At 73.8% G+C, this 26,280-nt stretch carries 26 protein-coding genes; 10 read left to right on the top strand and 16 right to left on the bottom strand.

Annotated elements, in window-relative coordinates; genetic code table 11:
• Positions 1 to 76: 76 nt before the first annotated feature.
• The gene (locus IE258_RS32475) at positions 77 to 655 is read right to left on the bottom strand and encodes a hypothetical protein (protein WP_189749307.1); all 579 of its coding nucleotides are present in this window, start codon (positions 653 to 655) and stop codon (positions 77 to 79) included.
• Positions 656 to 923: 268 nt separating this feature from the next.
• Positions 924 to 2,837, bottom strand: coding sequence for a SpoIIE family protein phosphatase (locus IE258_RS32470; protein ID WP_189749305.1), 1,914 nt, complete (start codon positions 2,835 to 2,837; stop codon positions 924 to 926).
• A 142-nt stretch (positions 2,838 to 2,979) separates the two neighbouring features.
• On the opposite strand from IE258_RS32470, the gene IE258_RS32465 reads away from it, so the two are divergent.
• Positions 2,980 to 3,534 carry a GNAT family N-acetyltransferase gene (locus tag IE258_RS32465; protein ID WP_189749304.1) on the top strand — a complete coding sequence of 185 codons (555 nt, stop codon included), beginning with the start codon at positions 2,980 to 2,982 and terminating at the stop codon, positions 3,532 to 3,534.
• 8 nt (positions 3,535 to 3,542) lie between these two features.
• On the opposite strand, the gene IE258_RS32460 is transcribed toward IE258_RS32465, so the two are convergent.
• Positions 3,543 to 4,016: an ATP-binding protein gene (locus IE258_RS32460; protein ID WP_189749303.1), complete on the bottom strand. Its 474-nt coding sequence runs from the start codon at positions 4,014 to 4,016 to the stop codon at positions 3,543 to 3,545.
• Between the two features lie 103 nt (positions 4,017 to 4,119).
• On the bottom strand, positions 4,120 to 4,857 hold the full coding sequence (locus IE258_RS32455; protein WP_189749302.1) for an SAM-dependent methyltransferase: 738 nt from the start codon (positions 4,855 to 4,857) through the stop codon (positions 4,120 to 4,122).
• A 192-nt stretch (positions 4,858 to 5,049) separates the two neighbouring features.
• Here IE258_RS32455 and IE258_RS32450 point away from each other — a divergent pair, with 192 nt between their 5' ends.
• Positions 5,050 to 6,300 (top strand): cytochrome P450, encoded by a 1,251-nt coding sequence (locus IE258_RS32450; protein ID WP_229892539.1) that lies wholly within the window; start codon positions 5,050 to 5,052, stop codon positions 6,298 to 6,300.
• Positions 6,301 to 6,339: 39 nt separating this feature from the next.
• Here IE258_RS32450 and pgm read toward each other — a convergent pair whose 3' ends face one another.
• From pgm to IE258_RS32430, 4 genes are all read right to left on the bottom strand, one after another.
• Entirely contained in the window at positions 6,340 to 7,980 is a 1,641-nt protein-coding gene (pgm, locus tag IE258_RS32445; protein WP_189749300.1) for a phosphoglucomutase (alpha-D-glucose-1,6-bisphosphate-dependent), read from the bottom strand.
• Between the two features lie 108 nt (positions 7,981 to 8,088).
• Positions 8,089 to 8,451: a hypothetical protein gene (locus IE258_RS32440; protein WP_167308124.1), complete on the bottom strand. Its 363-nt coding sequence runs from the start codon at positions 8,449 to 8,451 to the stop codon at positions 8,089 to 8,091.
• Between the two features lie 126 nt (positions 8,452 to 8,577).
• Positions 8,578 to 9,318 carry a Type 1 glutamine amidotransferase-like domain-containing protein gene (locus tag IE258_RS32435; protein WP_189749299.1) on the bottom strand — a complete coding sequence of 247 codons (741 nt, stop codon included), beginning with the start codon at positions 9,316 to 9,318 and terminating at the stop codon, positions 8,578 to 8,580.
• A 9-nt stretch (positions 9,319 to 9,327) separates the two neighbouring features.
• Positions 9,328 to 10,263 carry a LysR family transcriptional regulator gene (locus IE258_RS32430; protein ID WP_127895193.1) on the bottom strand — a complete coding sequence of 312 codons (936 nt, stop codon included), beginning with the start codon at positions 10,261 to 10,263 and terminating at the stop codon, positions 9,328 to 9,330.
• 94 nt (positions 10,264 to 10,357) lie between these two features.
• Between IE258_RS32430 and mdlC the strand changes: the two genes are divergently transcribed.
• The 3 genes from mdlC (at position 10,358) to IE258_RS32415 (ending at position 14,801) form a co-directional block, all read left to right on the top strand.
• Positions 10,358 to 11,938, top strand: a complete 1,581-nt coding sequence (gene mdlC, locus IE258_RS32425; protein WP_229892537.1) for a benzoylformate decarboxylase — start codon at positions 10,358 to 10,360, stop codon at positions 11,936 to 11,938.
• Positions 11,939 to 11,984: 46 nt separating this feature from the next.
• Positions 11,985 to 13,439, top strand: a complete 1,455-nt coding sequence (locus tag IE258_RS32420) for a benzaldehyde dehydrogenase (protein ID WP_189749297.1) — start codon at positions 11,985 to 11,987, stop codon at positions 13,437 to 13,439.
• A gap of 90 nt (positions 13,440 to 13,529) precedes the next feature.
• Positions 13,530 to 14,801, top strand: coding sequence for an MFS transporter (locus IE258_RS32415; RefSeq protein ID WP_159328349.1), 1,272 nt, complete (start codon positions 13,530 to 13,532; stop codon positions 14,799 to 14,801).
• A 79-nt stretch (positions 14,802 to 14,880) separates the two neighbouring features.
• On the opposite strand, the gene IE258_RS32410 is transcribed toward IE258_RS32415, so the two are convergent.
• Together IE258_RS32410 and IE258_RS32405 are read right to left on the bottom strand one after the other, a co-directional pair.
• Positions 14,881 to 15,642, bottom strand: coding sequence for a PepSY domain-containing protein (locus tag IE258_RS32410; protein WP_189749295.1), 762 nt, complete (start codon positions 15,640 to 15,642; stop codon positions 14,881 to 14,883).
• Between the two features lie 66 nt (positions 15,643 to 15,708).
• Entirely contained in the window at positions 15,709 to 16,695 is a 987-nt protein-coding gene (locus tag IE258_RS32405) for a LysR family transcriptional regulator (protein ID WP_189749294.1), read from the bottom strand.
• Positions 16,696 to 16,923: 228 nt separating this feature from the next.
• Between IE258_RS32405 and snpA the strand changes: the two genes are divergently transcribed.
• Positions 16,924 to 17,610, top strand: coding sequence for a snapalysin (snpA, locus tag IE258_RS32400; RefSeq protein WP_189749293.1), 687 nt, complete (start codon positions 16,924 to 16,926; stop codon positions 17,608 to 17,610).
• Positions 17,611 to 17,683: 73 nt separating this feature from the next.
• Here the strand turns inward: snpA and IE258_RS32395 are convergent, their stop codons facing one another.
• Positions 17,684 to 18,397, bottom strand: coding sequence for an adenosylcobinamide amidohydrolase (locus IE258_RS32395; RefSeq protein WP_189749292.1), 714 nt, complete (start codon positions 18,395 to 18,397; stop codon positions 17,684 to 17,686).
• A gap of 207 nt (positions 18,398 to 18,604) precedes the next feature.
• Between IE258_RS32395 and IE258_RS32390 the strand changes: the two genes are divergently transcribed.
• Positions 18,605 to 18,955: a hypothetical protein gene (locus IE258_RS32390; protein ID WP_127896657.1), complete on the top strand. Its 351-nt coding sequence runs from the start codon at positions 18,605 to 18,607 to the stop codon at positions 18,953 to 18,955.
• 51 nt (positions 18,956 to 19,006) lie between these two features.
• On the opposite strand, the gene IE258_RS32385 is transcribed toward IE258_RS32390, so the two are convergent.
• Entirely contained in the window at positions 19,007 to 20,203 is a 1,197-nt protein-coding gene (locus IE258_RS32385) for a globin domain-containing protein (RefSeq protein ID WP_189749290.1), read from the bottom strand.
• A 73-nt stretch (positions 20,204 to 20,276) separates the two neighbouring features.
• Positions 20,277 to 20,723: a nitric oxide-sensing transcriptional repressor NsrR gene (gene nsrR / locus IE258_RS32380; RefSeq protein WP_189749289.1), complete on the bottom strand. Its 447-nt coding sequence runs from the start codon at positions 20,721 to 20,723 to the stop codon at positions 20,277 to 20,279.
• Between the two features lie 149 nt (positions 20,724 to 20,872).
• On the opposite strand from nsrR, the gene IE258_RS32375 reads away from it, so the two are divergent.
• Positions 20,873 to 21,313, top strand: coding sequence for a hypothetical protein (locus tag IE258_RS32375; RefSeq protein WP_189749287.1), 441 nt, complete (start codon positions 20,873 to 20,875; stop codon positions 21,311 to 21,313).
• Here the strand turns inward: IE258_RS32375 and IE258_RS32370 are convergent, their stop codons facing one another.
• Complete coding sequence (locus IE258_RS32370) at positions 21,314 to 22,174, bottom strand: helix-turn-helix domain-containing protein (RefSeq protein ID WP_189749286.1); 861 nt, start codon at positions 22,172 to 22,174, stop codon at positions 21,314 to 21,316.
• A gap of 115 nt (positions 22,175 to 22,289) precedes the next feature.
• Between IE258_RS32370 and IE258_RS32365 the strand changes: the two genes are divergently transcribed.
• A complete protein-coding gene (locus IE258_RS32365) occupies positions 22,290 to 23,189 on the top strand; it encodes an oxidoreductase (RefSeq protein ID WP_189749285.1) in 900 nt (299 codons plus the stop codon).
• A gap of 11 nt (positions 23,190 to 23,200) precedes the next feature.
• Here IE258_RS32365 and IE258_RS32360 read toward each other — a convergent pair whose 3' ends face one another.
• Both IE258_RS32360 and IE258_RS32355 read right to left on the bottom strand, forming a co-directional pair.
• A complete protein-coding gene (locus tag IE258_RS32360; protein WP_189749284.1) occupies positions 23,201 to 24,919 on the bottom strand; it encodes an MFS transporter in 1,719 nt (572 codons plus the stop codon).
• The gene (locus IE258_RS32355; RefSeq protein WP_189749282.1) at positions 24,916 to 25,404 is read right to left on the bottom strand and encodes a MarR family winged helix-turn-helix transcriptional regulator; all 489 of its coding nucleotides are present in this window, start codon (positions 25,402 to 25,404) and stop codon (positions 24,916 to 24,918) included. The genes IE258_RS32360 and IE258_RS32355 overlap by 4 nt, the downstream gene beginning before the upstream one ends.
• 112 nt (positions 25,405 to 25,516) lie before the next feature.
• On the opposite strand from IE258_RS32355, the gene IE258_RS32350 reads away from it, so the two are divergent.
• On the top strand, positions 25,517 to 26,209 hold the full coding sequence (locus IE258_RS32350; protein WP_189749281.1) for a GAF and ANTAR domain-containing protein: 693 nt from the start codon (positions 25,517 to 25,519) through the stop codon (positions 26,207 to 26,209).
• Positions 26,210 to 26,280: the final 71 nt, after the last annotated feature.

Genomic DNA, 26,280 nt, shown 5'->3' with positions numbered 1-26,280 from the left:
CTGGGTGGGCGGGAGCGAGCCGGGCCGCCCCGTGGGTCCTGGGTGGCGGCCCGGCTGCTATCGCGCCCGGCATGGCTTACGCCACTCCGTTGGCCGACTTCTTGCGTCGGACGGCGTACATGCCGGTCGCGGCGACGGCCAGGACGGCCAGCCCGCCGGCGGTCGTGGTCGGCGTGGCCAGGCCGCCACCGCCGGTGTGCATGCCACCGCGCGGCTTCTCGTGGTCGCCGCCGCCCCGGGAGCTCTCGCCCTCGTCCTGGCGGTAGGTCTGCGAGCCGCCTTCCTTGGACTCACGGCCGCCGCCGTCCCAGTCGCCCTCGTTCACCGCGGCCAGCGCACCGCCGCCGGTGTGCATGCCACCGCGCGGCTCCTCGTGCTTGCCGCCGTCCTCGTGCTTGCTTCCGTTGTCGTGCTCCTTGCCCGAGGACGCGTCCTCGTGGTCCCAGTCGCCCTCGGTCACCGCGGCCAGCGCACCGCCGCCGGTGTGCATGCCACCGCGCGGCTCGTCGTGCTTGCTTCCGTTGTCGTGCTCCTTGCTGTAGGAAGAGTCGTCGTGGTCCCAGTCGCCACCGACCGCCGCGTAGGCGCCGGGGGCGCCGAGGACGAAGACGGCCGAGGCCGCCGCCGTGGTCAGGAGCATGCGAGCAGAACGCATCTGAGGTTCCTTCCGTCACGACCGGGCAGCTGGTGCTTCGTCAGCTGAGGTGACCCGGCCCCGACGTGAATCACCGTCAGCCCGGCGCCCGTCTCGCACCACTCAAGGCGCTCAGCCGGGTGAACACCCCACCCGTCCGGGTGCCGGGGACGTCGCACATCGGGTTGCGAACAGGGCTGGGATGCCGGGGAGTTGCGCCGGTCCGGACGGAGTGTCATCCCGCGACGGCCCGTCACCCCCGCGGCGGAGGGGACTGCCGGTCGGTCCGCTACTCCCCCGGTTCCGCGTGGGTCGGGTCCTCGACCTCGGCCTCCTGGCGCAGGGAGCCGGGGGCGGCCCGCTCGGGGGCGGCCTCGCTCTGCCCGGACTGGGGCGGCGGGGGCGGCTCGGTGTCGCCGGGGGCGCCCATGCCGGCGGCGGGCAGCCGCAGGGCGAGCAGGGCGACGTCGTCGCCGCGGGGCGCGATGCGCGCGAGCAGTTCGTCGCAGAAGTCGTCGACGCTCCACCTGTCCGAGCGTCCGGCCAGTACGCCGGCGTGGTGGCGGAGCTGGTCCATGCCCACGTCGATGGGGCGGTCCCGGCTCTCCACCAGGCCGTCGGTGTAGAGCAGGAGGAGGCTCTCCGGCGGGAGGTCCTCGCGCGTGTCGGGCCAGTTCAGGCCGAGGCGCAGGGTGGCACTCATGCCGATGAGCGGGCCGTGGCCGCCCTCCAGGAAGCGCGTGGCGCCGTCCCGCGTGATCAGCAGCGGTGGCGGGTGGCCGGCGTTCACCCAGTGCAGCCGCCAGGGGCCGCCCTCGGCCCCTTCGACGCGGGCGAAGACGAGGGTGGCCATGGGCGCGTCGCTGGTGTTGGTCACCGCTTCGTCCAGCCGGCGCATGATCACGCTGGGCGGTTCCTGGTGGTCCCAGGCGAGGGCGCGCAGCATGTTGCGGACCTCTGCCATGTGGGCGGCGGCCTGCAGGTCGTGTCCGACCACGTCCCCGATGACCAGGGCCATCACGCCGTCGCCGAGGAGGAAGGCGTCGTACCAGTCGCCCCCGACCTCCATGGCGCTTTCGGCGGGCCAGTAGCGTGCGGCCATCCGGAGGTGGTCGACCTGCGGAAGCGGGGTGAGGAGCTGGCGCTGCATGGTCTCGGCGACGTTCTGCTGCTCGTGGTACAGCCGGGCGTTGTCGAGGACCATGCCGACGCGGCGGCCGATGTCGGCCAGCAGGGCGATCTCGGCCTCGGTGTGGGCGGGGCGGTGACCGGCGCGGGCCACGGTCAGGATTCCGTAGGACCGCTGCCGGGTGCGGAGCGGGATGGCGACGGCCGCGTGGCCGCCCAGCCGTTCGAACAGCACCCGGTGGGTGGCGGCGAGCGGTTGCTCCGGGTCCCGGGTCAGCTCGTCGGCGTTCAGTGGCACGGGCCGGTCGCCCTTGATGAGCAGGGTCAGCGCGGCGCGGGCCTGGTCCGGCAGCGAGGTCATGGGGCCGCGCAGGTGTCTGGCCCGGTCCGGCTGGTCGCTGCTGCGGACGGCCACCCGGTCCAGTACGTCCGACTGGCCGGGGTAGAGGTCGACCGCCGCCCACTGGCCCAGTTCGGGCACCAGCAGCCGTACGAGACGGCGGAGCGTGGTGGAGGTGCGCTCGGTGGGGACCAGGACGGTGGAGATCTCGGCGACCAGGTTCAGCTGGGCGGTGAGGGCCTCCAGGGCGGTGGTCCGCGCCTGGGTCTCCTCGGCGGCGCTGCGGTGCAGGCTGAAGTCGTGGAAGACGAGCACCAGCCCTTCCTGCCGTCCGCCGCGGACCAGGGGGGTGGTGGCCCAGATGATGGGGACCGTGGTGCCGTCGGCCCGCTGGAAGTACTCGTCGCTCCCCTCCTCGGCGGGCACCCCGTGCAGGGGGCGGCGCAGCGCGCAGCGCTCGCGGGGCACGGGGCTGCCGTCGGCGTGCCGGTGCAGGAGGTCGTGCGCGTCGTGGCCGAGCATCTCCTGTTCGGAGCGTCCCAGCAGCTGCTCGGCCCAGGGGTTCACCGAGGTGATCCGGGCGGTGGGGCCGAGGGTGAGGACGCCGGCGCCGAGGGCGCGCAGGACGGCACTGGGGAAGTCGGGCTCCGCAGGCTCCGGCGCGCCGTCCGCCGGGTCCGCCGCGTCGTGCCCTGGTTCCTCGCCGTTCCGGTGGCCCGCCCAGCGTGACGTCACGACCCTCACAGCCTTCCGATGCCGTCCATCCCGCCAGGTTCCCCCGGCGGGCGGGGCTGAACCGCTCGGCGCGGCCGAAGGGGGGAGCGTCCGGGCGCGTAATCCGGTCGCTCCGCCCGGCCGGAACCCGTACGTTCACCTGGTGCCCGAACTTCGAACCGAGCGTCTCGTGCTCCGCGACTGGCGGACGTCCGACCTGGACCCCTGGGCGGCCATGAACGCCGACCCGGTGGTCCGCGAGTACTTTCCGGAGGTCCTGACCCGGGAGCAGAGCGCGGCGTCCGTGAGCCGTTTCCAGGCCGACCTCGACCGGCGGGGCTGGGGGTGGTGGGCGGTGGAGGTCGTCGCCACCGGCGAGTTCGCCGGGTTCGCCGGGCTCGACCCCGTGGAGGACGGCATGCCGTTCACCGGGGTGGAGGCGGGCTGGCGCCTGGCCCGTCCGGCCTGGGGCCGCGGTTACGCCACCGAGGCCGCGCGGGCTGTGGTGGCCCACGCCTTCGAGTGCCTGGCGCTGCCGGAGGTGCTCGCCGTGGCCGCGGCCGGCAACCTGCGCTCACGGGCGGTGATGGACCGCCTCGGCATGACCTACGACCCGGCCGAGGACTTCGACGACCCGGAGATCCCCGAGGGCAGCCCCCTGCGCCGCTCCGTCGTGTACCGACTACGCGCCGGGGACCACCGACCGAGCGGCCGCTGACCCGGAGGTCAGGCCGACTGGCCGAGGGCGGCCGGGCCGTTCAGGTGGTCGGCGAGGCCCACCGCGGCTCTCATGCGCTTGCCGACCGGTTCCCGGTGCACCTCGAAGCTCTCGCAGACGGCCATGACTATCTCCAGCCCGTGCCGTCCGACCCGGCCGGGGTCCGCGGTCTCGGCGACGGGCAGCACCGGCCGGCTGTCCCACACCGTGACCTCCACCCGGTCCTCGGTGAGTTCGAGGTCGACCAGCGAGGGCCCGGGCGCGTACTTGCACGCGTTCGTGAGCAACTCGCTGACCACCAGTTGCACCACCTCCACCGTGCGGTCGGACACCGGGGCACCCTGGGCCGCGCCTGCGCGCGCCAAGAACCTCCGGGCCAGTTCCCGGCCCCTGGCGATGTCGCCCGGCCTGCCCTGGTACTCCGCCGAAACCCTGACCGGCACGTCTCTCAGCCGATCCCCCGTCTGGACAGCCCCGTCCATCCGATCCGCCCTCTTCCTGAGCCTTGACCGTTACGCCAGGCCGTCTACCCCCGAATCCGGCAAACATCACCCGCCCCACCGCGAACCGCACGGCGCGCAGGTGTCAGGCGGCCGTCGGACGCAGGACCAGGCAGAGGAAGCCGAGGCAGTCGCGGTAGGCCCGCAGCCAGCCGTCGCGGTGGGCGGTGGCCGTCTCGAGTGCCTGGGCGCGGTCCGGGTCGGTGGGGTGGTCCAGGGCCCAGGCCGCCAGTGCCCCCGTCCAGGACCACTCGTAGGCGTCGAGTTCCCCGCGGGTGCTGATGTGCCCGTCCACGGGCGTCCAGCCGTCCGCGACGACCCGCTCCAGGGTGGTCGGCAGGTCGCTGAGGTCACCGAGCATCTCGACGGCCTCGGGAGACGGCTCGCGTTCCCAGAATCCGTCGCCGACCAGGACGCGTCCGCCGGGCGCCAGGTGCTCCCGTGCGGCGGCGAGGGTGGCGGGCAGGCCCCCGAAGGCGTGCGTGGAGCCGACGCAGAGGACCAGGTCGAAGCGGTGCGCGGCGGCGAACCGCGCGGCGTCCGCCCGGTGCAGGGTCAGCCGGTCCGCCACCCCCAGCCGGGCCGCGGCCTCGCGGGCGTGGTCGAGCGCGCTCTCGGAGATGTCGACGCCCTCGGCCACCAGCCGCGGACGACCGGTAAGGGCGCGCAGGAGCCACTCGCCCCCGCCGCAGCCCAGGTCGAGGACGCGCGCGCCGTCGCCGGGCACCGCGCGGGCGAGGAGCCGGCGTACCGAGTCGTCGTCCAGCGGCGCGGCGATCGGGTGGTCGGCATGGGCGAGTCGGGAGATCTGTTGACGGTCCACCGGCGGAGCTTTGCACAGCGGCCCGGACGGCGCACCCGGTTTCCGGGCCGTCCGGCCCGGGCAGGTCCGGGGACCGCCCGACTCGGCGGATTCCGGGGCTGGTCCGTGCCCGGAGCGTGGCCGATCCTGTTGACCACGTCGTCGAGCCGCGGCGGTCGCCGGGGCCGCGCGGCCGGACTTGGGGGTGGCCACGTGGCGCAGGACGGACGGGACGGGCAGGACGGGCAGGACGGACGGGACGGACGGGACGGACGGGACGCGCGGGTCTCCGCGCGGAAGGCCGACCGGGGCCGGGCCGGGCCGGTGTGCCCGGTCGACCGGGCGGCGGACGGGACCTGGCAGGTGCACGATTTCGCCGTCGCGCGGGCGCTGCTGCGCGGTCCTGGCACCGTGCAGGCGGGACTCGGCGTCGAGACGGTGGAGAAGCTCCCGCCGCGCGTGCGCCGCCCCGTGCTCTACCGGGACGGCCCCGAGCACCGGGAGCACCGCAGGCAGACCGCCCGCTACTTCACTCCCCGCCGGGTTGACGAGCACTACCGCGAGCTGATGGTCCGGATCGCGGAGGAGCAGCTGGCCGTCCTGCGCGCCGCCGGCGAGGCCCCGCTCTCCGACCTCGCCTTCGGTCTGGCCGTCGGCGTGGTGAGCGAGGTCGTCGGGCTGCGGTACAGCAGGCCGGGCCTTCGCCGCAGGCTGGAGCGGTTCTTCCCGGAGCAGTTCGGCGAGCCCGGACTGACCAGTGTCCGGGGCCTGTACTGGCTGGTGCGGCAGAACACCAACTGGCTCCGCATCCACCTGGCCGACGTGCGCCCCGCCGTCCGCGCGCACCGGCGCCGCGCGCACGACGACCTGATCTCCCACCTGATCGCGGAGGGCTGCTCGGACGTCGAGATCCTCGGTGAGTGCCTGACGTTCGCCGCGGCCGGCATGGTCACCACGCGCGAGTTCGTGTGCCTGGCCGCCTGGCACCTGTTCTCGGACGCCGGGTTGCGCGCTCACTACCGGTCGGCGGACGAGGCGGGTCGCCTCGCCGTCCTCCAGGAGCTGCTGCGGCTGGAGCCCGTCATCGGGCGGTTGCGCAGGCGGGCCACGGAGCCGGTCGAGCTGCACTGCCCCGAGGGGCCGGTGACGGTGTGCCCCGGCGAGTACGTCGAGGTCCACCTGGACGACGCCAACGCGGACCCGAAGGCCGTGGGCGACGATCCGCTGCTGGTCCGCCCGGAGCGCGCCGGGGCGGTCGGTGCGGGGCTCTCCTTCGGGGACGGGCCGCACCGGTGCCCCGGGGCGCACATCGCCCTCCTGGAGACCGACGTGTTCCTCAGCCGGCTGTTCGCCCTGGACGGCGTCCGTACGGTCGGCGAGCCGCGCGTCGCCTTCCAGGAGGCCATCGGCGGCTACGAGATCCGCGGCCTGACCGTGGCGCTCCCCCGGGCCGGCCGTGGCTGACCGGCCCGGGGACCGACGTACGGCGTCGGCGCCGCGGCGTCAGCCGCCCAGGGCGGCGAGGACGACCTCCTTGGCCTCGTCCTGCACCTGCCGGAGGTGGTCCGCCCCGCGGAAGGACTCGCCGTAGATCTTGTAGACGTCCTCGGTGCCGGAGGGCCGGGCCGCGAACCAGGCGTTCTCGGTGGCCACCTTGATGCCGCCGATCGGGGCGCCGTTGCCTGGTGCCTCGGTGAGGACGGCGGTGACCGGCTCCCCGGCGAGGGTGTCGGCCGTGACCTGGGCCGGGGACAGCTTGGCCAGGCGGGCCTTCTCCTCGCGGGTGGCGGGGGCGTCGATGCGGGCGTAGGCGGGTTCGCCGAACCGGGCGGTGAGCGCGGCGTAGTGCTCGGAGGGCGTCCTGCCGGTGATGGCGGTGATCTCGGAGGCAAGCAGCGCGAGGATGATGCCGTCCTTGTCGGTGGTCCACACGGAGCCGTCCCGGCGCAGGAACGACGCCCCGGCGGACTCCTCGCCGCCGAAGCCGAGGGAGCCGTCGACCAGTCCGTCCACGAACCACTTGAAGCCCACGGGTACTTCGACCAGGCGGCGGCCGAGGTCGGCGGCGACCCGGTCGATCATTCCGGAGGACACCAGCGTCTTGCCCACGCCCGCGTCGGCGGGCCAGTCGGTGCGATGGGCGTAGAGGTAGGCGATGGCAGTGGCGAGGTAGTGGTTGGGGTTCATCAGGCCGGCGTCCGGGGTGACGATGCCGTGCCGGTCGGCGTCGGCGTCGTTGCCGGTGGCGATGTCGAAGCGGTCGCGCCCCTCGATGAGGGAGGCCATCGCGTGCGGCGACGAGCAGTCCATGCGGATCCTGCCGTCCCAGTCAAGCGTCATGAACCGCCAGGTGGGGTCGGTGAGCGGGTTGACCACCGTCAGGTCGAGGCGGTGCTGCTCGGCGATCCGGCCCCAGTACGCCACGGAGGCACCGCCCAGCGGGTCCGCGCCGATGCGGACGCCCGCCGAGCGGATCGCGTCGAGGTCCAGGACGCTCGGCAGGTCGCGGACGTAGGCGTCGAGGAAGTCGTGGCGGCCGGTGCCGGGGGCGGCCAGGGCCCGCGCGTACGGGAGCCGTCGTACGTCCTTCAGTCCGGCCGCGATGATCTCGTTGGCCCGGTCCTGGATCCAGGAGGTGGCGTCCGAGCCCGCGGGGCCGCCGTTCGGCGGGTTGTACTTGAAGCCGCCGTCGGCGGGCGGATTGTGCGAGGGGGTGACGACCACGCCGTCGGCGAGGCCCGAGGCGCGGCCCCTGTTGTGGGTGAGGATGGCGTGGGAGACCGCCGGGGTGGGGGTGTACCCGTCCGCGCTGTCGACGAGGACGGTCACGTCGTTGCCGGCGAACACCTCCAGTGCGGTGACCCTCGCGGGCTCGGACAGGGCGTGCGTGTCGGCGCCCAGGAAGAGCGGGCCGTCGGTGCCCTGTGCCGAGCGGTACTCGCAGATGGCCTGGCTGGTGGCGGCGATGTGGTCCTCGTTGAACGCCGCCGCCAGGGACGAACCCCGGTGCCCGGACGTCCCGAAGGCCACGCGCTGCCCCGGCTCGGCCGGGTCCGGGTGCAGGGCGTAGTACGCCGTCACCAGCCGGGCGACGTCGATCAGGTCCTCGGGGCCGGCCGGCTTCCCGGCTCGGTCGTGCTGCATGCGCCCACTCCTCCGCATAGGTCGGGACTTCGCTCGCGGGTCCCATCTTCCCCTGTCCGGCCAGTGGTGCCCCTGTGCGGGGAGCGGCGCCGTGCGTGGCGGCCGGTGTCAGATCCGGCCGCCGGTGAGCCGGGTGAGGGGCCCGTGCGTGTGACGTCCGGCGCGGCGGCCCATCGCGTACGACGCGGCGGTCACCGCGGTGAGGCCGGCACCCACGCCGGCGGCGACGAGTTTGCGGTGGGCGACGGCCGTCCACGCCGTCTTCGCCGTGGCCGCCACCTGGCCCGAGGTGGTGACGACGGCCTGGCGGCCGGCCGCGACGCCCTTGGCCGCCGTGTGGGCGGCGCCGTTCGCGGCGTCGGCGGAGCGCTGGGCACCGGCCTTGGCCGCCGACGCGGCGTCATGTGCCTTGGCCTCGACGGTCCTGGTGCCGGCGGGCTTCTTGTTGGTGTCCTTGTTCGGATCGCTCATGGACACCGCCTTGCCCCTCACCGCGTCGGCAAACGCGAACGTCCCGCACCGGTGCGCCACGACCGGTCGGGAGGCTCAACGGGGCTGGTCCGTCGGGGCGTTGTCCCGTGCCCCGACGCGGCCCCTTCACCGCCACGGGCCGGGCAGCTCGCGCGGCTCCAGCCTCTCCTCGACCGCGGTGTCGCCGTCGCGCACGACCACGTACGCGCCCTTGCCGGGCATCTCCGTGACCGCCTCGACCAGTTCGGTGCCGCGGTAGACGAGGCCGACGCCGTCGTCCGTGCAGTGGGCGGTCGGGAGGGTGCCGTCGGCGACGAGGCGGTGGATCAGGGGACGGCGGCCGGGGTCGACGTCGTAGTGGACGCCGTTGCCGTACGGCAGGAAGTCCAACGCGTCGGTGACCGGGCGCAGTTCGGGGCCGAAGGAGTCGGTGGCGCCGCCCCGGAACCAGCACAGGGAGCCCGCGCTCACGCCGCTGAGCACGACGCCCGCCTCCCAGGCCCTGCGCATGATCCGGTCCAGGCCGTGCACCCGCCACACGGCCAGCAGGTTGGCCACCGATCCGCCCATGACCCAGACGACGTCCTGGTCGAGCACGGTCTCCTCGACGTCCTCGACGTTGGGCATGGGGAACAGGTGCAGCGGTGTCAGGTCGAAACCGGCGACCCGGGCGGCCTCCGTCATACGGGCGGTGAAGTGCTCGGCGTCCCCTATGGCGGTGCCCACGTACAGGACGCGGGGGCGCCGGCCGTGCGCGCCCGAGAGGTCCACCGCGTGGTGGACCAGGGCGTCGAAGGCCACCATGGTGCGGCCGCCCGCGCGGTGGCCGCCCGAGGTGGCGAGGATGGTGGGTTCCGGTGCCGTCATGCGGTGATCCTAACGACGGCTCGACGGCGGCAGCTGGGCCGCGCTCACCTGCTCGCCCAGCACCTCGGCCAGGAACTGCACGAGCCAGCGCTGGGCCGGGCTGCGCGAGGACTCGTGCCGTGCGTACAGGGCGATCTCGATGGGTTCGGTCTCGAACGGCAGCCGTACCAGGCGCACTCGGTGGGAGGCCGTGAAGACCTCGCCGACGTACTCGGGGACGATGGCCACCAGGTCGGTCTGCTCCAGCAGGTAGGGCAGCATCGAGAAGCGGGTGGCGTCCACGGCCACCCGCTCCAGGAGCCCGTGGGCGCCCAGCAGGGCCCTGGGCGCGACGTGGCCGCTCGGCCCGAACACCGTCGCGTGGTGCTCCGAGGCGAGGTCCGCCGAGGTGACCGCGTCGCCCCGCACGCGCGGATGGTCGGCGGCGACCATCAGGACGTAGCGCTCGCGGAAGAGCGGGATGCGCACGGTGAGGTGCGAGGTGATCACCGGGGTGGCCACGAACGCGTCGAGGTCGCCGCGGCGCAGCTGCCCCTCGGCGTCCTCCACGTCGAAGGGCCGGACGGTGAACGACACCCCGGGGGCCCGCTCCCGCGCGGCGGCCACGAGCCTCGGCAGCAGGGTGGCCTCTCCGAGGTCGGACAGGGCGATGGTGAAGCGGCCCGTCATGGTCCCGGCGTCGAACAGGTCGCCCTGGCGGACCGTGCCGTCGATCTCCGCCAGCGCACGCTGGAGCGGCAGGTAGAGCCGCCGCGCACCGGCGGTGGGGGTCAGCCCGCGTCCGTTGCGGCGGAACAGCTCGTCGTCGAAGTGCCGGCGCAGCTTGCCCAGGCTGTAGCTGACGGTGGGCTGCGTGACGTGGAGCGTCTCGGCGGTGGCCGTGACGCTGCCGGTCTCGTAGAGCAGCACGAAGACGCGGGCCAGGTTGAGATCGAAGGTGCCCATATCGAAGAACTCTATATCGGAGTGCCGAAACATCTATTGGTGCCCATGTCGCGGGGTGCCTAGCGTGTCCCGCGTCACTTCGAAAGGAACGTCCGTGCCATCCGTGCGTCGTGTCTCCCACGAACTCCTGGAGCGCCAGGGGCTCACCACCGTCTTCGGCAATCCGGGCTCCAACGAGCTGCCCTTCCTCGCCGAGCTGCCCGACGGCTTCCGCTACGTCCTCGGTCTGCACGAGGGCGCCGTCGTCGGCATGGCGGACGGGTACGCCCAGGCGACCGGCCGCCCGGTGCTGGTCAACCTGCACGCCGCCTCCGGTTCCGGCAACGCGATGGGCGCCCTGACGAACGCCGTCGCCTCCCGTACGCCGCTCGTGGTGGTGGCCGGGCAGCAGGTGCGCCCGGCCATCGGGCCCGAGGCCAACCTGGCCAGCGTCGACGCCCCGGCCCTGATGAAGCCGCTGGTCGGCTGGGCGGCGGAACCGGCGTGCGCCGGGGACGTGCCGCGCGCGCTGGCCCAGGCCGTCTTCGAGGCACGGCTGCAGCGCCGGCCCACCTACCTGTCCGTGCCGTACGACGACTGGTCGGCCGAGGTCGACGACAACGCCCTGGCCGTGCTCGACCGGCGGGTCGTGCGGGGCTCGGTGCCGGGTGACGAGCAGCGCCGGTGGCTCGTGGAGCAGGTCGCCTCGGCCCGGCGCCCCGCGCTCGTGCTGGGCGGCGACATCGATTCGGCCGGCCGGTTCGACGACGCGGTGCGGCTGGCCGAGCGGCTGGGCGGTCCGGTGTGGGCGGCGCCCTCGCAGTTCCGGCTGCCGTTCCCGAACCGGCATCCGCAGTTCCGGGGCGTGCTGCCCGCCGGGATCGCACCGGTCTCCGAGGCGTTCGAGGGCCATGACCTGGTGCTCGTGCTGGGCGCGCCGGTCTTCCGCTACCACGAGCACCTGCCCGGCCGGTACCTGCCCGAGGGCACCCGGCTGATCCAGGTGACCGACGACGCCTCCGCCGCCGCGCGGGCGCCGATGGGCGAGGCGCTGGTGGCCGACCCGGGTGCCGTCGTCGACGTACTCCTGGAGGCGCTCGAAGCCGCCGACAGGCCCGCGGATCCCTACCGGCCGGTGCCCGAGCCGCTCACCGTCGAGGGCCCGGCGCTCCATCCGGAGCAGGTCTTCGGCGCGCTGCGCGAGGAGATGCCCGAGGACACCGCGTACGTCGTCGAGTCGACGTCGACCAACGCGGCGTGGTGGCGTCAGATGGACCTGCGCCGCCAGGGCTCCTACTACTTCCCGGCGGCCGGCGGCCTCGGTTTCGGGCTGCCGGGCGCGGTGGGCGTCGCGATGGCCCAGCCCGACCGCCCGGTGGTCGGCGTGATCGGGGACGGCTCGGCCAACTACGGCATCACCGCGCTGTGGACGGCCGCGCAGCACCGGGTCCCGCTCACCGTCGTCCTGCTGCGCAACGGCACGTACGGGGCGCTGCGCTGGTTCGGTGGGCTGCTCGGCGTGCCCGACGCGCCGGGACTCGACATCCCCGGCCTCGACTTCACCCGCATCGCGGAGGGCTACGGCGTCCGCGCCCAGCACGTCGGCTCGGTGGCCGAGCTGCGCGCCGCGCTCGCCGAGACACCCGAGCACCCCCGGCTGATCCAGGTCGACACGGCGCTCACCACGCCCTCCTGAACCGACTCGCGACACCACACCGAAGACTCCGACGAGAGGGAAGACGATGACACTCCTGGACAGCGCCGTCTGGGGCGGGAAGTTCTACAGCGAGGGCTGGCAGGACTCCCCCGCCGAGCAGCCGGTGACCGAGCCCGCCACCGGGGACCGGCTCGGCACGGTGGGCCTGGCCTCGGCCGAGGACGTGAACCGCGCCGCCGCGCGGGCCGCCGAGGCCCAGCGCGCGTGGGCGGCGACCTCGCCGCAGCGGCGGGCGGCCGTGCTGCGGCGCGCGGGTGAGCTGTTCACCGAGCACGCCGCCGAGATCGAGGACTGGCTGGTGCGCGAGGCCGGCTCGGTGCGGTCGAAGGCGGGCTTCGAGGCGGGGCTGGCGATCGGCGAGTGCTTCGAGTGCGCCGGGCTGCCCACGCATCCGCAGGGCGAGGTGCTCACGTCGGAGGACGCCCGGTGGTCGCTCGCCCGGCGCCGCCCCGCCGGTGTCGTCAGCGTGATCGCGCCCTTCAACTTCCCGCTCATCCTCGGCCTGCGTTCGGTGGCTCCCGCGCTGGCGCTCGGCAACGCCGTGCTGCTGAAGCCGGACCCGCGCACCGCGGTGAGCGGCGGGGTCGTCATCGCCCGGATCTTCGAGGAGGCGGGGCTTCCGGCCGGTGTCCTGCATCTGCTGCCGGGCGACGGGTCGGTCGGCCGGGCGGTCGTGGAGGCGCCCGAGGTGCGGGTGATCTCGTTCACCGGTTCCACGCCGGTCGGACGGGCGATCGGCGAGCAGGCCGGGCGGCTGCTGAAGCGGGCGCACCTGGAGCTGGGCGGCAACAACGCCCTGGTCGTGCTGCCCGGCGCGGACGTGGCGAAGGCGGCGTCGGCGGGCGCGTTCGGCTCGTATCTGCACCAGGGGCAGATCTGCATGACGACCGGCCGGCACATCGTGCACGAGTCGCTGGTCGAGGAGTACACCGCCGCGCTCGCCGCGAAGGCCGAGGCGCTGCCGGTGGGCGACCCGGCGCGTCAGGACGTGGCGCTGGGCCCGATCATCGACCGGCGGCAGCTGGAGCGGGTGCACGGCATCGTCACCGACAGCGTCGCGGCGGGCGCGAAGGTCGCCGCGGGCGGCGAGATCGACGGCGCCGGATACCGCGCCACCGTCCTGACCGGCCTGACGACGGACATGCCGGCCTGGCGCGAGGAGATCTTCGGCCCGGTCGCGCCCGTCATCTCCTTCGCCACCACGGAGGAGGCCGCGCGGATCGTCAACGACTGCGAGTACGGGCTGTCGGTCGGCATCCTCGGCGACGTCGGTACGGCGATGAAGCTCGCCGACCGGATCGACTCCGGCAAGGTGCACATCAACGAGCAGACGGTCAGCGACGAGCCCAACGCGCCCTTCGGCGGGGTCAAGGCGTCGGGCACCGGCTCCCGGTTCGGCGGCGCCGCGGCCAACGTGGAGGCGTTCACCGAGACCCAGTGGCTCACGGTCCGCCCGGACATCGCCGACTACCCGTTCTGATCCCTCCGGTCACCCGTACCGGTCCCGCCCGGCCGCCCCGGCCGGTCCGGCTCCGCTCACTCACACCCGTCCCCCGGGGGGAGAGTCACCATGGCTTCCACCACCACGTCCGGCGCGCCCGCGCAGACCGGCCGCGCCGTCGGCGGCACCTGGACGGTGATCCTGTGCTGGATCACCGTCCTGCTGGAGGGCTACGACCTCGTCGTCCTCGGCGCCATCATCCCCACCCTGCTCAAGACCCACCACCTCGGCATGACCGCGGGCGACGCGACCACCATCGCGACGCTCTCGCTGGTGGGCGTCGCCATCGGCGCGGTCTGCGTCGGCCCGCTGGCCGACCGGCTGGGCCGCCGTCGCCTGCTCATCGGCTCGGTCGTGCTCTTCTCGGTCCTCACCATCGTCGTGCCGCTGGCGAACTCCGTCGCGATGTTCGCCGCGCTGCGCCTCCTCGCCGGTCTGGGCCTGGGCGCCTGCATGCCGGTCTCGCTCACGATGATGGCCGAGCACATGCCGGCCAGCCGCCGGGCGCGGGCCAGCACCCTGACGATGACCGGCTACCACACCGGTGCGGTGATCACCTCGCTGCTGGCCCTCCAGGTGACCGACAACTGGGAGATCCTCTTCTACCTGCTCGGTGTCGTCGGCCTGGTGATCGCCGCGATCCAGTGGTTCAAGCTGCCGGAGTCGGCGGCCTTCGAGCGGGCCAAGCAGGACGGCGCACACCGCGTGCCGTTCACCGAGCTGCTCAAGCCGGCGTACCTGCGTGCGGGCATCGGCATCTGGGTCGCCTCGTTCATGGGCCTGCTGCTGGTCTACGGCCTCAACACCTGGCTGCCCAAGCTGATGAACGACGCGGGCTACCCCGTGCCGACGGCCGTCACCCAGCTCCTGGTGCTCAACATCGGCGGCGTCGTCGGCCTGGTCCTGGGCGGGTACGTCGCCGACCGGCGGGGCATCAAGGGCACCACCATGGTCTGGTTCGCCGTCTCGGTGCTCATGCTGGGGTGTCTGAGCATCAAGATGGAGAGCGACCTGCTGCTCAACGTCGTGGTCTTCTTCACCGGCGTGTTCGTCTTCTCGGCCATGGTGCTCGTCTACGCGTACGTGACGCACTACTACCCGGCGTCCGTGCGCGGCACCGCGCTCGGCTCGGCGTCCGGGATCGGCCGGATCGGCTCGATCGTCGGCCCGTCGATCACCGGCGCGCTGGTCGCGTCGGGGGTCGGGCACCCGTGGGGCTTCTACTTCTTCGCCGCGGTGGCGGTCCTCGGCTTCCTGGCCGTACTGACGCTGCCGCGCGGCGGCGGGGCCGAGCCGGCCGAGGCCACGGCGCCCGCGGCGCCCGCCGCACCGGCCGGGTGACGCCCTGACGGCATGAGGAACGGGAGCAGTGGGCCGCGCGGCCCACTGCTCCCGTCGGTGTCCGGGTGGGGGTGGTGTCTCAGTCCTTGTCGACCTTCTGGCTCAGCACCTTGCCGTTGGCCGCGTCGACCTCGACGGTGGTCTTGTTCCAGTTGCCCTTGTCGACCACGTCGACGCCCCAGACGACCTGCTGGTTGTCGTTGTCGCCGAGTTCGACGTGGGTGACCGTGCCCTTGGCCTTGGCGGTGGCCGCCTTGACCGCCTGCTGCGGGGTCTGCTTGGCCTTGTCCAGCCACTCGGTGACCTGGGTCTTGTCGTCGGGGTCCTGGTCCGGGTCGACCATGGTGCGGAAGACCTTGCCGCTCACCGCGTCGATGTCGATGCGGTGCAGGGTGCCGTCGGACTGGGCGACCTTGGCCTCCCACTCGGGGGCACCCTCACTGGGCGCGGGGTTCGGCATGCTGGGGCTCGGGGAGCCGGTCGGCGAGCCCGTCGGCGACGCCGTTGCCTCGGCCTCCACGCGCTTGAGTTCGAGGTCCACGAGCTTGCCCTCGGGGACCTCCTTGACGGCGGTGTCGGCGGCCTTGTCCCAGGTGACCTTCGTCGCGGAGACGAGGTCCTTGCGCTGGGTCTGGTCCTCGTTCATCGAGGGAGAGCCGGTGGGGGACGGGGACTGGGTATCGGTGCCGGTCGGGGAGGGAGACTCGGTCTGGGCCGCCTCCGCGACGCTGGAACGGGTCGTGTCGGCGTTCGTGCAGGCCGTCAGCAGCAGGACGGAGGCGCCCAGGGCACCGGTCACGGCCAGCGAACGCAAGGTGGGAAGTCGTCGTGCAGAGCTCATGATGCTGTCCGTAACCGCTCCGTCACGCAGACACACCGGCCCGGTATGAAAATCACCCTATTGGCTTCAGCGGGCCCGGACGAACTCCACCCGGCCGGTCCCCGCCGCGGTCACCGGGCATCGGGGCAGCGTCCGGATGCCGCCTCCTTCCAGCCACTCCCGGTAGGCGGTGGACTGGCGGGCGACCTCCCAGTACGCGTCCTCCAGCGCCGGGAAGACGGCGTCCAGCTCGGCCCGGGTGCGGGCCGCCAGCAGCAGGCGTACGCCGAGGGGGTCGCCGTACAGGCGTCGTACCGCCATGTCGGGGCGGGACTGCGAGCTGGGCTGGCAGACCGTGACGACCTCGCCGGTGGCGACCAGGGAGGCCGCGGTGTGGTAATCGCCGTGCAGCACCCGGGGATTGAGGCCGACGGCGCGCAGCATGCGGTGCACGCCGTCCCATTCGCCGTCGACGGTGGGGTCGACCATCCACCGGTCGTCGGCCAGGTCCGCGAGCCGGACGACGGGCCGGACGGCCGCGGGGTGGTCGGCGGGCAGCATGACGAACTGCGGTTCGCGCTCGACCAGGACCCGCAGCCGCAGACCCTCGGGGACGTGCAGCGCACTGCCCTCGACCTCGTGCACGAAGGCGACGTCGAGCTGCCCTTCCGTCACTCGGCGCAACAGCGCGTTGGCGGAGACGTCCATCTGCAGGGTCGGTTCCAGACCCGGGCGTCTGAGCCGGCGCAGCCAGCCGGCCAGGGCGCGGCTGGCCGTGGAGCCCACCCGCAGCCTGCTGTCGCCGCCGGCCGCCGCGGCGCGGGCCTCGCGGACCAGGGTGCTCATGTCGGACAGCAGTGGCCTGGCCCGGCCGAGGACCGTCCGGCCGAGCGGGGTGGGGCGGCAGCCGGTGCGCTCGCGGGTGAACAGGGGGCCGCCCAGGGTCTGTTCGATGCGAGTCAACTGGGTGCTCAACGTGGGCTGCGCGACGCCCAGTTGGCGTGCCGCCCGGTGCAGGCTGCCGGCGTCGGCGATGGCGCACAGTGCGCGTAGGTGCCTCACCTCGAGCTCCATGCAGGGAGCGTAAAGCGGAACAGTTGGTTGCGCCAGGTGAACAAAACGCGGCGGAACAGGGCGAGTTCTGCACACTGGTCAAAGCCGCAACGAGTGGCCGGCCCGGGTGGCCGGACGGTGGGTGATAGCCCGGCCCTATCACCTGTTGCCATCATCACAGCGGGCTCATGGCCGCCCCACACTCACCGATGACGACTTCTCCCCACTCCCCCACTCAAGGAGTCATCGATGCGTATCAGCCTGCCCCTGCTGTCCACCGCGGTCGGTCTCGGCCTGACGGCGGCCGTGCTCGGCACCGGCCCCGCCGCGACGGCCGCGGCACCCCAGGAGCCGGTCCGGGCGGCCCAGCTCGGCTACCAGCCCTCGGCCGGCTCCTCGGGCGAGGACGCGGCCGCCAACCGCGCGTTCTTCGAGGCGGTCGTCAAGTCCGTCGCCGAGAAGCGCGCCGCCAACCCGTCGGCCGCCGCGGCGGTCACCGTCTACTACAGCGCCACCAACGCGCCGAGCTTCCGTTCGCAGATATCCCGCTCGGCCCAGATCTGGAACAGCTCGGTGTCCAACGTGCGGCTCGCGGAGTCCAGTTCGGGCGCGGACTTCGCGTACTACGAGGGCAACGACTCGCGCGGCTCGTACGCGTCCACCAACGGGCACGGCAGCGGCTACATCTTCCTCGACTACCGGCAGAACCAGCAGTACGACTCGACCCGGGTGACCGCCCACGAGACCGGACACGTGCTCGGGCTTCCCGACCACTACTCCGGGCCGTGCAGCGAGCTGATGTCGGGCGGCGGCCCCGGCCCGTCCTGCACCAACCCCTACCCGAACTCCACCGAGCGCAGCCGGGTGAACCAGCTGTGGGCCAACGGCTTCCAGGCCGCCCTCGACAAGGCGCTGGAGAAGGCCTCCCAGCGCTGACGTCCGCTGCGGACAACCGTGTGGGCGGCCCGGCCGGGCCGCCCACACCCGCGTGTGCCCGGGCGCGCCCCGCTCAGGGGTGCGCGACGGCGGGAAGCGCGGCGCGCACGGCCCGGTGGACGGCGCGGGCGAGCCGGGCACCCCACTCGGACCGGGGCCCCGCGAAGGCATGCACGGCGGCGCCGTCGCGCGGGGCCCGCGCCGCCACGCACACCGCGTCGGTGGGGGTGCCGGAGCAGTCGAGACCGGCGTCGAGCAGCGCCTGGACCTTGGCCTCGGTCGCCGTCATCACCGCGTTGACCAGGGCGGCGTCGCTCAGCGCGACGGGCAGCGCGACGACGATGTTGACGGTGCCGGGCGGCGCGGCCCCGCACTCTCGCGACGCGGCCCCCGTGGCGCACTCCTGCGGCGCGGCCGCCCAGCCGCGTACCGAGACGCCGGCGGTCGCCACGGCCTCCGCGCCGCCGTCCCGCGCCCGGCCGTGGGCGGACACGTCGGCGGCGGTCATCAGGCCCACGCCGGGCCCGCGGGCACCGGCGGCACGGGCCAGGCCGGCCAGGTGCCGTGCGGGGTCGGTGCGCCGGTAGCCGTGGGCGACCTGGGCGTTGAGCACCCACGCGCGCTCGGCGATCCCGCCGCCCAGCACCGCGCTGCTGACCATGCGCCAGCCCGGCCCCGGGCGCCACAGCAGCGCGTGCAGCCGTTCGCCGTCCTCCACCCGCGTCAGGTGTTCCGGGTCCAGCAGACGGGCGGCCCCCGTGCGGGGCGGCGGCAGGAGGGCGGGCACGGGTCGGGGTCTCCCAGCGGCGATCGGCGGAGGTCGGGGGTGGTCCGGGGGCGGTCCCGGCGGTCCGGGGGCGGTCCGGACGATCGTACTCAGTGCCGGTGTCGGGGCGGCCGCCCGCCCGGTCCGTCGCGGGGCGCGTTGCGGACCCGGACACGGGCACCTTCACTGAACACAACGTCGCCGCCGGGCGACGGATCGGAGGCCGCGATGCTGTCCCACTCCCTGGAGCGCGGGGTCCTGGTCATCACGGTGCATCAGGACCCGGGAATCGACGGGCGGGCCGCGCTGACCACGTACATCACCAACCTGGTCGACGCCCATCAGCCGACCCCCGTCGTCATCGTCCTGACCGAGCCGGCGGGCGGCCACGCCGCGGTCAGCGCGGTGCTCCGGGCGCACCAGTGGTGCGGGCGGCTCGGCGTCCTGATGTCCGTGGTGACCCACAGCGCGCCGGTCCGGCGGCTGCTGGAGGACAACGCCGACACCACGGGGCCGCGCCTGGTGGTGCACGCCCGCGTCGACACCGCGATCAGCACCGCGTTCACCGCGGCGGCCTAACGCCCGTACCGCAGTTCCGCGCCGGCCGGCGGGGGCCGTCCGTCGCCGCGGCTACTGCCGTCCGAGCCAGAGGTCGGGGCCGAAGACCTCGTAGTGGATGGCCTCGGCGGGCACCCCGCGGCTCAGCAACTGGCCGCGGACCGCCCGCATGAAGGGCACCGGGCCGCACAGGTAGGCCGTGAGGTGCTCGGGCAGGTCGAGACCGGTGAGGTCGGCGCGGCCGGTGGACGCCTCCGGTGCCCGGTCGCCGGGCTCCTCGTACCACAGGTGGAGCCGGGCGTCGGGCAGCGCGCGCACCAGGTCGAGCTGCTCCTGCCGGTGTGCGTGGCCGTCGGGGGTGCGGTCGGCGTGCACGACGGTCACCGGGCGGGTGGCGCCGGTGGCGGCCAGGTGATCGAGCATGGAGAGGATCGGCGTGACGCCGATGCCGGCGGAGGCCAGCAGCAGCGGGCCGTCGTGCTCCGCCAGGGCCAGGTCGCCGGCCGGCAGTGACACGCTGAGCACGTCGCCCTTGCGGGCGTTCGCGTACAGCCAGGAGGAGACCTCGCCGTCCGGCTGCCCGTCGCCCCGGGCGCGCTTGACGGTGATGCGCCGGTCGGACCGGCCGGGCGCGGCGGACAGGCTGTACTGGCGGATCTGCCGGGCGCCGTCGGGCAGTTCGACCTGGACGCTGACGTACTGCCCCGGCCGGAACGGAACGGCGGGACGGTCGTCGGCCGGTCGCAGTACGAGGGAGACCGCGTCGGCGCTCTCCTCGACGCGGTCGACGACCTCCATGGACCGCCAGACGTCCCCCTCCTCGACGCCCTGCCGCGCGTAGAGCCGCGCCTCCAGGGCGATGAGGGCGTTGGCCATCAGCCAGTAGACCTCGTCCCAGGCCCGGGCGACCTCGGGGGTGACGGCGTCGCCGAGCACGTCGACCACGGAGGCCATGAGGTGCCGGTGGACGATCGTGTACTGGTCGGGGGTGATGCCGAGCGAGACGTGCTTGTGGGCTATGCGCGAGAGCATCACGTCGGCGCGCTCGTCCGGGTGCTCCAGCAGCATCCCGGCGAACGCGGCGACGGAGCCCGCCAGGGCCCGCTGCTGCTCGCCGTTGGCCTGGTTGCCGCGGTTGAACAGGTCCCGCAGCAGCTCGGGGTGGGCGTCGAAGAGCTTGCGGTAGAACAGGTCGGCGATGTCGCCGATGGCCGCTCCGACGGCGGGAAGCGTGGCTCGGACCACGGGAACGGACTGTTCGGAGAGCACAGCGACTCCTTAATTGGTGGATGATATTCGTGTTTTAGGTCACGGCTCGACGGCCTTCCGGGACCGCCGCCCGTCACCCCGAGGGGCGGTCCGTCAGGCCGATAAGAACCGGGCCGGTCGGTGAGGCCACCAGGTCGGTCACGGTCAGCGGGTCGAGCGCCGCGTAGAACGCCTCCTGGGCGTCGCGGAGCGCACGGCGCAGCCGGCAGGCCCCGCGCAACGGGCAGGGGTTGTCGCCCTCGCAGTCGACCACCTCGCCGTCGCCCTCCAGCTCGCGCACCAGCCAGCCCACCGAGGCGTTGCGCCCCAGGCCGGTCAGGGTCAGCCCGCCGCCGCGACCGCGCCGCGCCTCCACCACGCCCAGGTGCTGCAGGCGGGTGATGGCCTTCGCCGCGTGCGTGTACGGCACCCCCACGACCTCGGCCACCTCTCGGGTGGCCAGTGGTTCGTCACCGTCTCTCACGACCGCCAGGCGCATGACCGAACGCAGCGCCAGGTCGGTGAACTTCGTCAGCCGCACACCAGGACGCTATCAAATGCGCATGCTAGATTCGCCTTTACCCGGGGCACTGAGCCTGTGCGGTGCGTCACCGGACCGGCCGCCCCGGCACGGACCGCCCAACGGGGCGGCGTACGGGCACGGTTGGACACACGGAACGGCGGCACCTGATGGCAGCGGAAGACGGCGGCTCCCCGGACACTGCGGGCCCTCCCCTCCCCCGGGTGCTGTGCGACACGGCGCAGCTCCTGTCCCCGGGCGGGGACGCGCCGGCCGGCGCCCTGTGGAGGCTGGCGGAACCCGGACGGCAGCTCGACGCCAACGTCGTCCGCCTCCCCGCCGGCGGCCGGGTGGACACCCACACCGAGCCCGACCTCGACGTCCTGCTCCTCGTCCTCGACGGAGCGGCCCGCCTGGAGTCGGCCGACGGCGGGCACGCCCTGCGCGCGGGCGTCCTGACCTGGCTGCCGCACGGCTCGACCCGGGCCGTCCTCGCCGGGCCGGACGGGGTGACGTACCTGACCGTGCACCGCCGGCGCCCCGGCATGCGCATCCAGCCCCCGGAGGCCGCCGCCCGGCTGAGGCGGTCCCTCGGGGGCGGCGACGCCTGATCAGACCTCGGGCGACATCGGCGGACCGGCGGTCTCCGCGCGTGCCAGGGCCCGCAGCGCCGCGTCGTCCGCACTGCCCGGCCTCGGGAAGTACACGTACAGCACCTGCCCTTCGGGGCCGGCGAGCGTGAACGTCTCGAAGTCGAGGGAGAGGATCCCGACGCCGTCGACCGCGAGGCGCTTGCGGCCCGTCACGCGGTCGTACACGTCGTGGGAGTCCCACAGGGCCCGGAACGTCTCGCTGCGCTCGCGCAGGCCCGCCACGAAGCCGGCGAGCTCCGCGGGCCTGGCGGCAGCGGTGGTGCGCAGGCCCGCGACCGCCTGGAGGCCGATCTCCTCCCAGTCCGGGTACACCTGCCGGGCCCGCGGGTCGAGGAAGGTGAACTCGACGAGGTTGTGTCCCGGGCTCCACGCCGGGTTGACGCGGTGCGCGAGAGCGGTGGCGGCCAGGACGTCTCGGTGCGGTCCGACGACGAAGGCGGGCAGGTCGCACCAGCGGTCCAGCAGAATCCGCACGCCCGGCCGGACGGTGTCGGCCGGAGCCGTCGCCCTGCCGTTCGCGGGTGCGAGGGACGGCGCGACCAGGGACCAGAGGTAGGTCCGCTCGGTGTCGTCCAGGCGCAGTACGTCGGCCAGGGCCTGGAGGATCTCGCGGGAGGGATGCCGGTCCCGGCCCTGCTCGATACGGCTGTAGTAGGAGGGGCTCACCCCGGCGAGCAGCGCCAGCTCCTCGCGGCGCAGGCCCTTGACCCGCCGCCGCGTGTTGTCGACGACGCCCGCGGAGGCGGGGTCGATCCGCTCGCGGCGGCTGCGCAGGAAGGAACCGATCGGATTGCCGTCGGTGCGGTCGTCACGGGACATCGGCCCGACTTTACCGGGTGCCCGACCACCCGCGACGACGCCGCCGACTGACCCTCCGGGGGCCACCCTCGAGGAGGTGTGGCTCCGTCACCCCGCCTCCGGCTGCAATGGGGGCATGAGGAATCGAACCACCGCACTGAACGACGACCCGGCCCGCACCCCCGGCACGTCCGCGGGGACGCCGGTCTGGCTGATCACCGGATGCTCGGGCGGCCTGGGGCGCGCCCTTGCCCGGCACGCACTGGAGCGCGGCGACCGGGTCGCCGTCACCGCCCGTGACACGGCGGGCGTCGCCGCCCTCGTGGACGCCTACGGGGACCGCGCGCTCGCCCTCCGCCTGGACGTCACCGACCCCGCCTCGGTCGCGGCCGCCGTCGAGGGCGCCGAGCAGGCGTTCGGACGCATCGACGTCCTGGTCAACAACGCCGGATACGGCTACCTCGCCGCCGTCGAGGAAGGTGAGGACGACGCGGTGCGCACCTTGTACGACACCAACGTGCACGGCGTGGTCACCGTCCTGAAGGCCGTGCTGCCCGGCATGCGCGAGCGCCGCTCGGGGCGGATCGTGAACATCTCGTCCTTCGGCGGTCTCGCGGCGTTCGCTGCGACGGGCCACTACCACGCGACCAAGTTCGCCCTGGAGGGACTGTCCGAGTCGCTGGCCGCGGAAGTCGCGCCGCTCGGCATCGCGGTCACCATCGTCGAGCCCGGGGGCCTGCGCACGCAGTGGGCCGGAACGTCGATGCGGCAGTCGCCGACACGGCTCCAGGACTACGAGCAGACCGCGGGCAGGCGCCGGGCGGCGACCCTGGCGGTCTCCGGTCGCCAGCCCGGCGATCCCGTCCGTGCCGCCGCCGCGATCGCCAGCGCCGTGGACTCGGCGGCTCCGCCGCTGCGGCTCCTGCTCGGTTCGGACGCGCTCGCCGGCGCCCGCGCCCGCCTGGAACGGCTGCGGCACGAGATCGACGCCAACGAGGCCCTCACCCGCAGCACCGACCTGGAGCGGGCATCCTGAACCGGGACCGCTCACCGTGCCTCGGCGCGCAGCTCCGTGAGGGAGCGCGTCGTCAGGGGGCGCGGCTCCTCGTCGGGGTCGACGAGGACGACCGTGCAGGTGGCGGCGTGGGTGAGGGCGCTGGTGAAGCTGCCGTCGGCGAACTGGGCGAGCGGGCCGCGCGGGGAGCGGCCGACCGCGACCGTGCGGGCGCCGGCCTCGGCGGCGTGCCGGGCCAGGGCGCGGCCCGCGGCGGCGTGGTCGCCGACGCCGGTGAGGATCTGGCCGGTGGCGGCCACACCGAGGCCGCCCAGCCGGTCGAGGTGCGCGGTGACGGCGGCCTTCGCCTCCGCCTCGGTCTCGGTGTCGGCGGCCTGTTCCTCGACGACGGCGGTCTGCCGTACGTGGACGACCTCGAGCGGGCTGCCGGTGTCGCGGGCGAGGCGTGCCGCGGCGTCCACGACGGCGGCGGCCTCGGGGTGGGCGCCGACGGCCACGACCACGGGCGGCGCGTCGGTCGGGGCCGGGGTGCCGACGGGGGTCAGCGTCGGCACGGGTTCTCCCTCGCCGGTGTCCGTCTCGGCCTGCCGGAGCAGCCGGTGCCCGCTGGCCAGGACGGGGATGGCGAGGAGGAAGGCGGCGGCTCCGAGGTAGAAGGGGACGCTCAGGTCGGTGGCGTCGGCGAGCTTCCCGGCGACGTACGGGGCCAGTCCGCCGCCGATGAAGCGCAGAAAGCCGTACGCGGAGGAGGCCACGGGACGCTCGACCGGGGAGACGAGCATGACGGCCTGGGTGGTGAGGGTGTTGTTGATGCCGATGAAGGCGCCGCTGACGACGACCGCGACGATCACGGTGGTGGGGTCGGCGACACCGGCGGCTATGACGGCCATGACGATGCCGAGGCCGAGCAGGTTGGCGTAGAGGACGGGCGCGGTGCCCCAGCGGGCCTGCAGGCGGGGCGCGAAGAAGACGCTGAAGGCGGCGACCAGCAGGCCCCAGGCGGTGAAGACCAGGCCGAGTTCGTGGGCGTCCAGCTCCATCGGGTACGGGGCGTAGCCGAGCATGGTGAAGAAGCCCCAGTTGTACAGCAGGGCCATGATGCCCATGGTGAGCAGGCCGCGATGGCGCAGCGCCTTGAGCGGGGCGAGCGGTGAGGTGACCTTCTTGGGCCTCGGCAGGTCGGGGACGAAGGCGAGGGTGGCGATCAGGGCGACGGCCATCAGGGCGGCGACGCCGAAGAACGGGCCGCGCCAGCTGATGCCCCCCAGCTCACCGCCGAGCAGGGGGCCGACGGCGATGCCGAGGCCCAGGGCGGTCTCGTAGAGGATGATGGCGCCGCTGAAGCCGCCGCTGGCGGAGGCCACGATGACCGCGAGGGACGTGGCGATGAACAGCGCGTTGCCCAGTCCCCAGCCGGCCCGGAACCCGACGATGCCGTTGATGGAGTCGGTGGCGCCCGCCAGTGCGGCGAAGACGACGATGACGGCGAGGCCGGTGACCAGGGTGCGCTTGGCGCCGATGCGGCTGGAGACCCAGCCGACGAAGAGCATGGCGACGGCGGTGACGATCAGGTAGCTGCTGAACAGCAGGGAGACCTGGCTGGGGGTGGCGTCGAGGTTCTCGGCCAGGGCCGGCAGGATCGGGTCGACCAGGCCGATGCCCATGAACGAGATGACGCAGGCGAAGGCGACGGCCCAGACTGCCTTGGGCTGCCGGAAGGGGCTGGCGGCCTTTCCGTGGGGTGCACTCATGCGCGGTCTTCCTCCGGGGGGTACGGACGGTTGCGGATGACCCGGGCCAGGGCCAGGAGTGCGGTGGTGGTGGCCTGCTGCTCCGGTCCGGTCATGTCCTCCATGAGCTGCCGCAGGGCCCCGGCACGCTCGGCGCGCCGTGCGGCCAGGACCTCGAGGCCGGTGGGCGTCACCGCCACGAGCACGCCCCGCCCGTCGCTCGCGTCGGCGGTGCGCCGGACCAGGTCCGCGCGTTCCAGACGGGTGACGAGCTGGGTCATGTTCGGCTGGGAGACGCCCTCGGCCCTGGCCAGCTCGGTCAGCCGCGCGGGGCCCTCGCGGCTCAGCCTGGCCAGCGCCGAGGAGGCGGCGGTGCTCAGCCCGCCGGTCCGGGCGCTCTGCCGCACGTACCGGATCATCTGCTCCACGGCGATGATCAGGTCGTCCGGATTCGGGTCGTCCGGGGGCGGACCGTTCGGACCTGAAGCCTCCGCCGGTGCGTCCATAAGCGCATTATGCATTTACGTGTACCGTGAAACAAGATGTGTCGCGGCAGCCTCCCCCGTTGCGTCCGGCCGCCCTCGGGGCAATTGTCAGGAGAGCTAGGGAGGAAGCGGCATGGACGACTGGCGCGGGTTCGCTCAGCAGATGGCCGCCTTGGCACGCGATCTGCTGGCCCAGGAATCGGTGAACGACACACTGCGGCGGATCACCGCTTCGGCCACCGAGCTGGTGGCGGACTGCGACGCCGCCGGCATCCTCATCCTGCGCGGCGGCAAGGTGCAGTCACTGGCCCCCACGGAGCAGGTGGTGATCGACAGCGACGAGTTGCAGGGGCGCGTCGGAGAGGGCCCCTGTTTCGACGCCGCCCGCAGCTCCACGGGGGAGCGCCAGTTCCGGATCGTGGACTTCACCGACGAGGCGGTGCGCTGGCCCAAGTACGTCCCGGAGGCGCGCAAGCTGAACCTCGGCAGCATGATGGGCTTCCTGCTGTTCACCGAGGACGAGGACCTCGGCGCCCTGAACATGTACTCCTACCGGCCCGGCGCCTTCACCGAGGCCGACGAGACGGCCGGCTGGCTGCTGGCCTCGCACGCGGCGGTCGCCTTCTCCAGCGCCCGCACCCACGCACAGATGCAGGAGGCCATCGGCACCCGGCACACCATCGGGGAGGCCATGGGCATCCTCATGGGCAGGCACCGCCTCACCGAGGACCAGGCCTTCGCCACGCTGCGCCGGTACTCGCAGGACCACAACGTCAAACTCCGGGACGTGGCGGCACGGGTCTGCGAACGGGGCGCGCTGCCGTGAGCGGGCGGAGCGCGCCGCCCCGAGCGAACGGAGGGCGCTGCCGTGAGCGGGCGGGGCGCGCCGCCCTGGGC

The sequence above is a fragment of the Streptomyces tendae genome (genome assembly GCF_014650435.1).
GTDB lineage: Bacteria > Actinomycetota > Actinomycetes > Streptomycetales > Streptomycetaceae > Streptomyces > Streptomyces tendae.
This window is presented reverse-complemented; position numbering and strand designations above follow the sequence as displayed.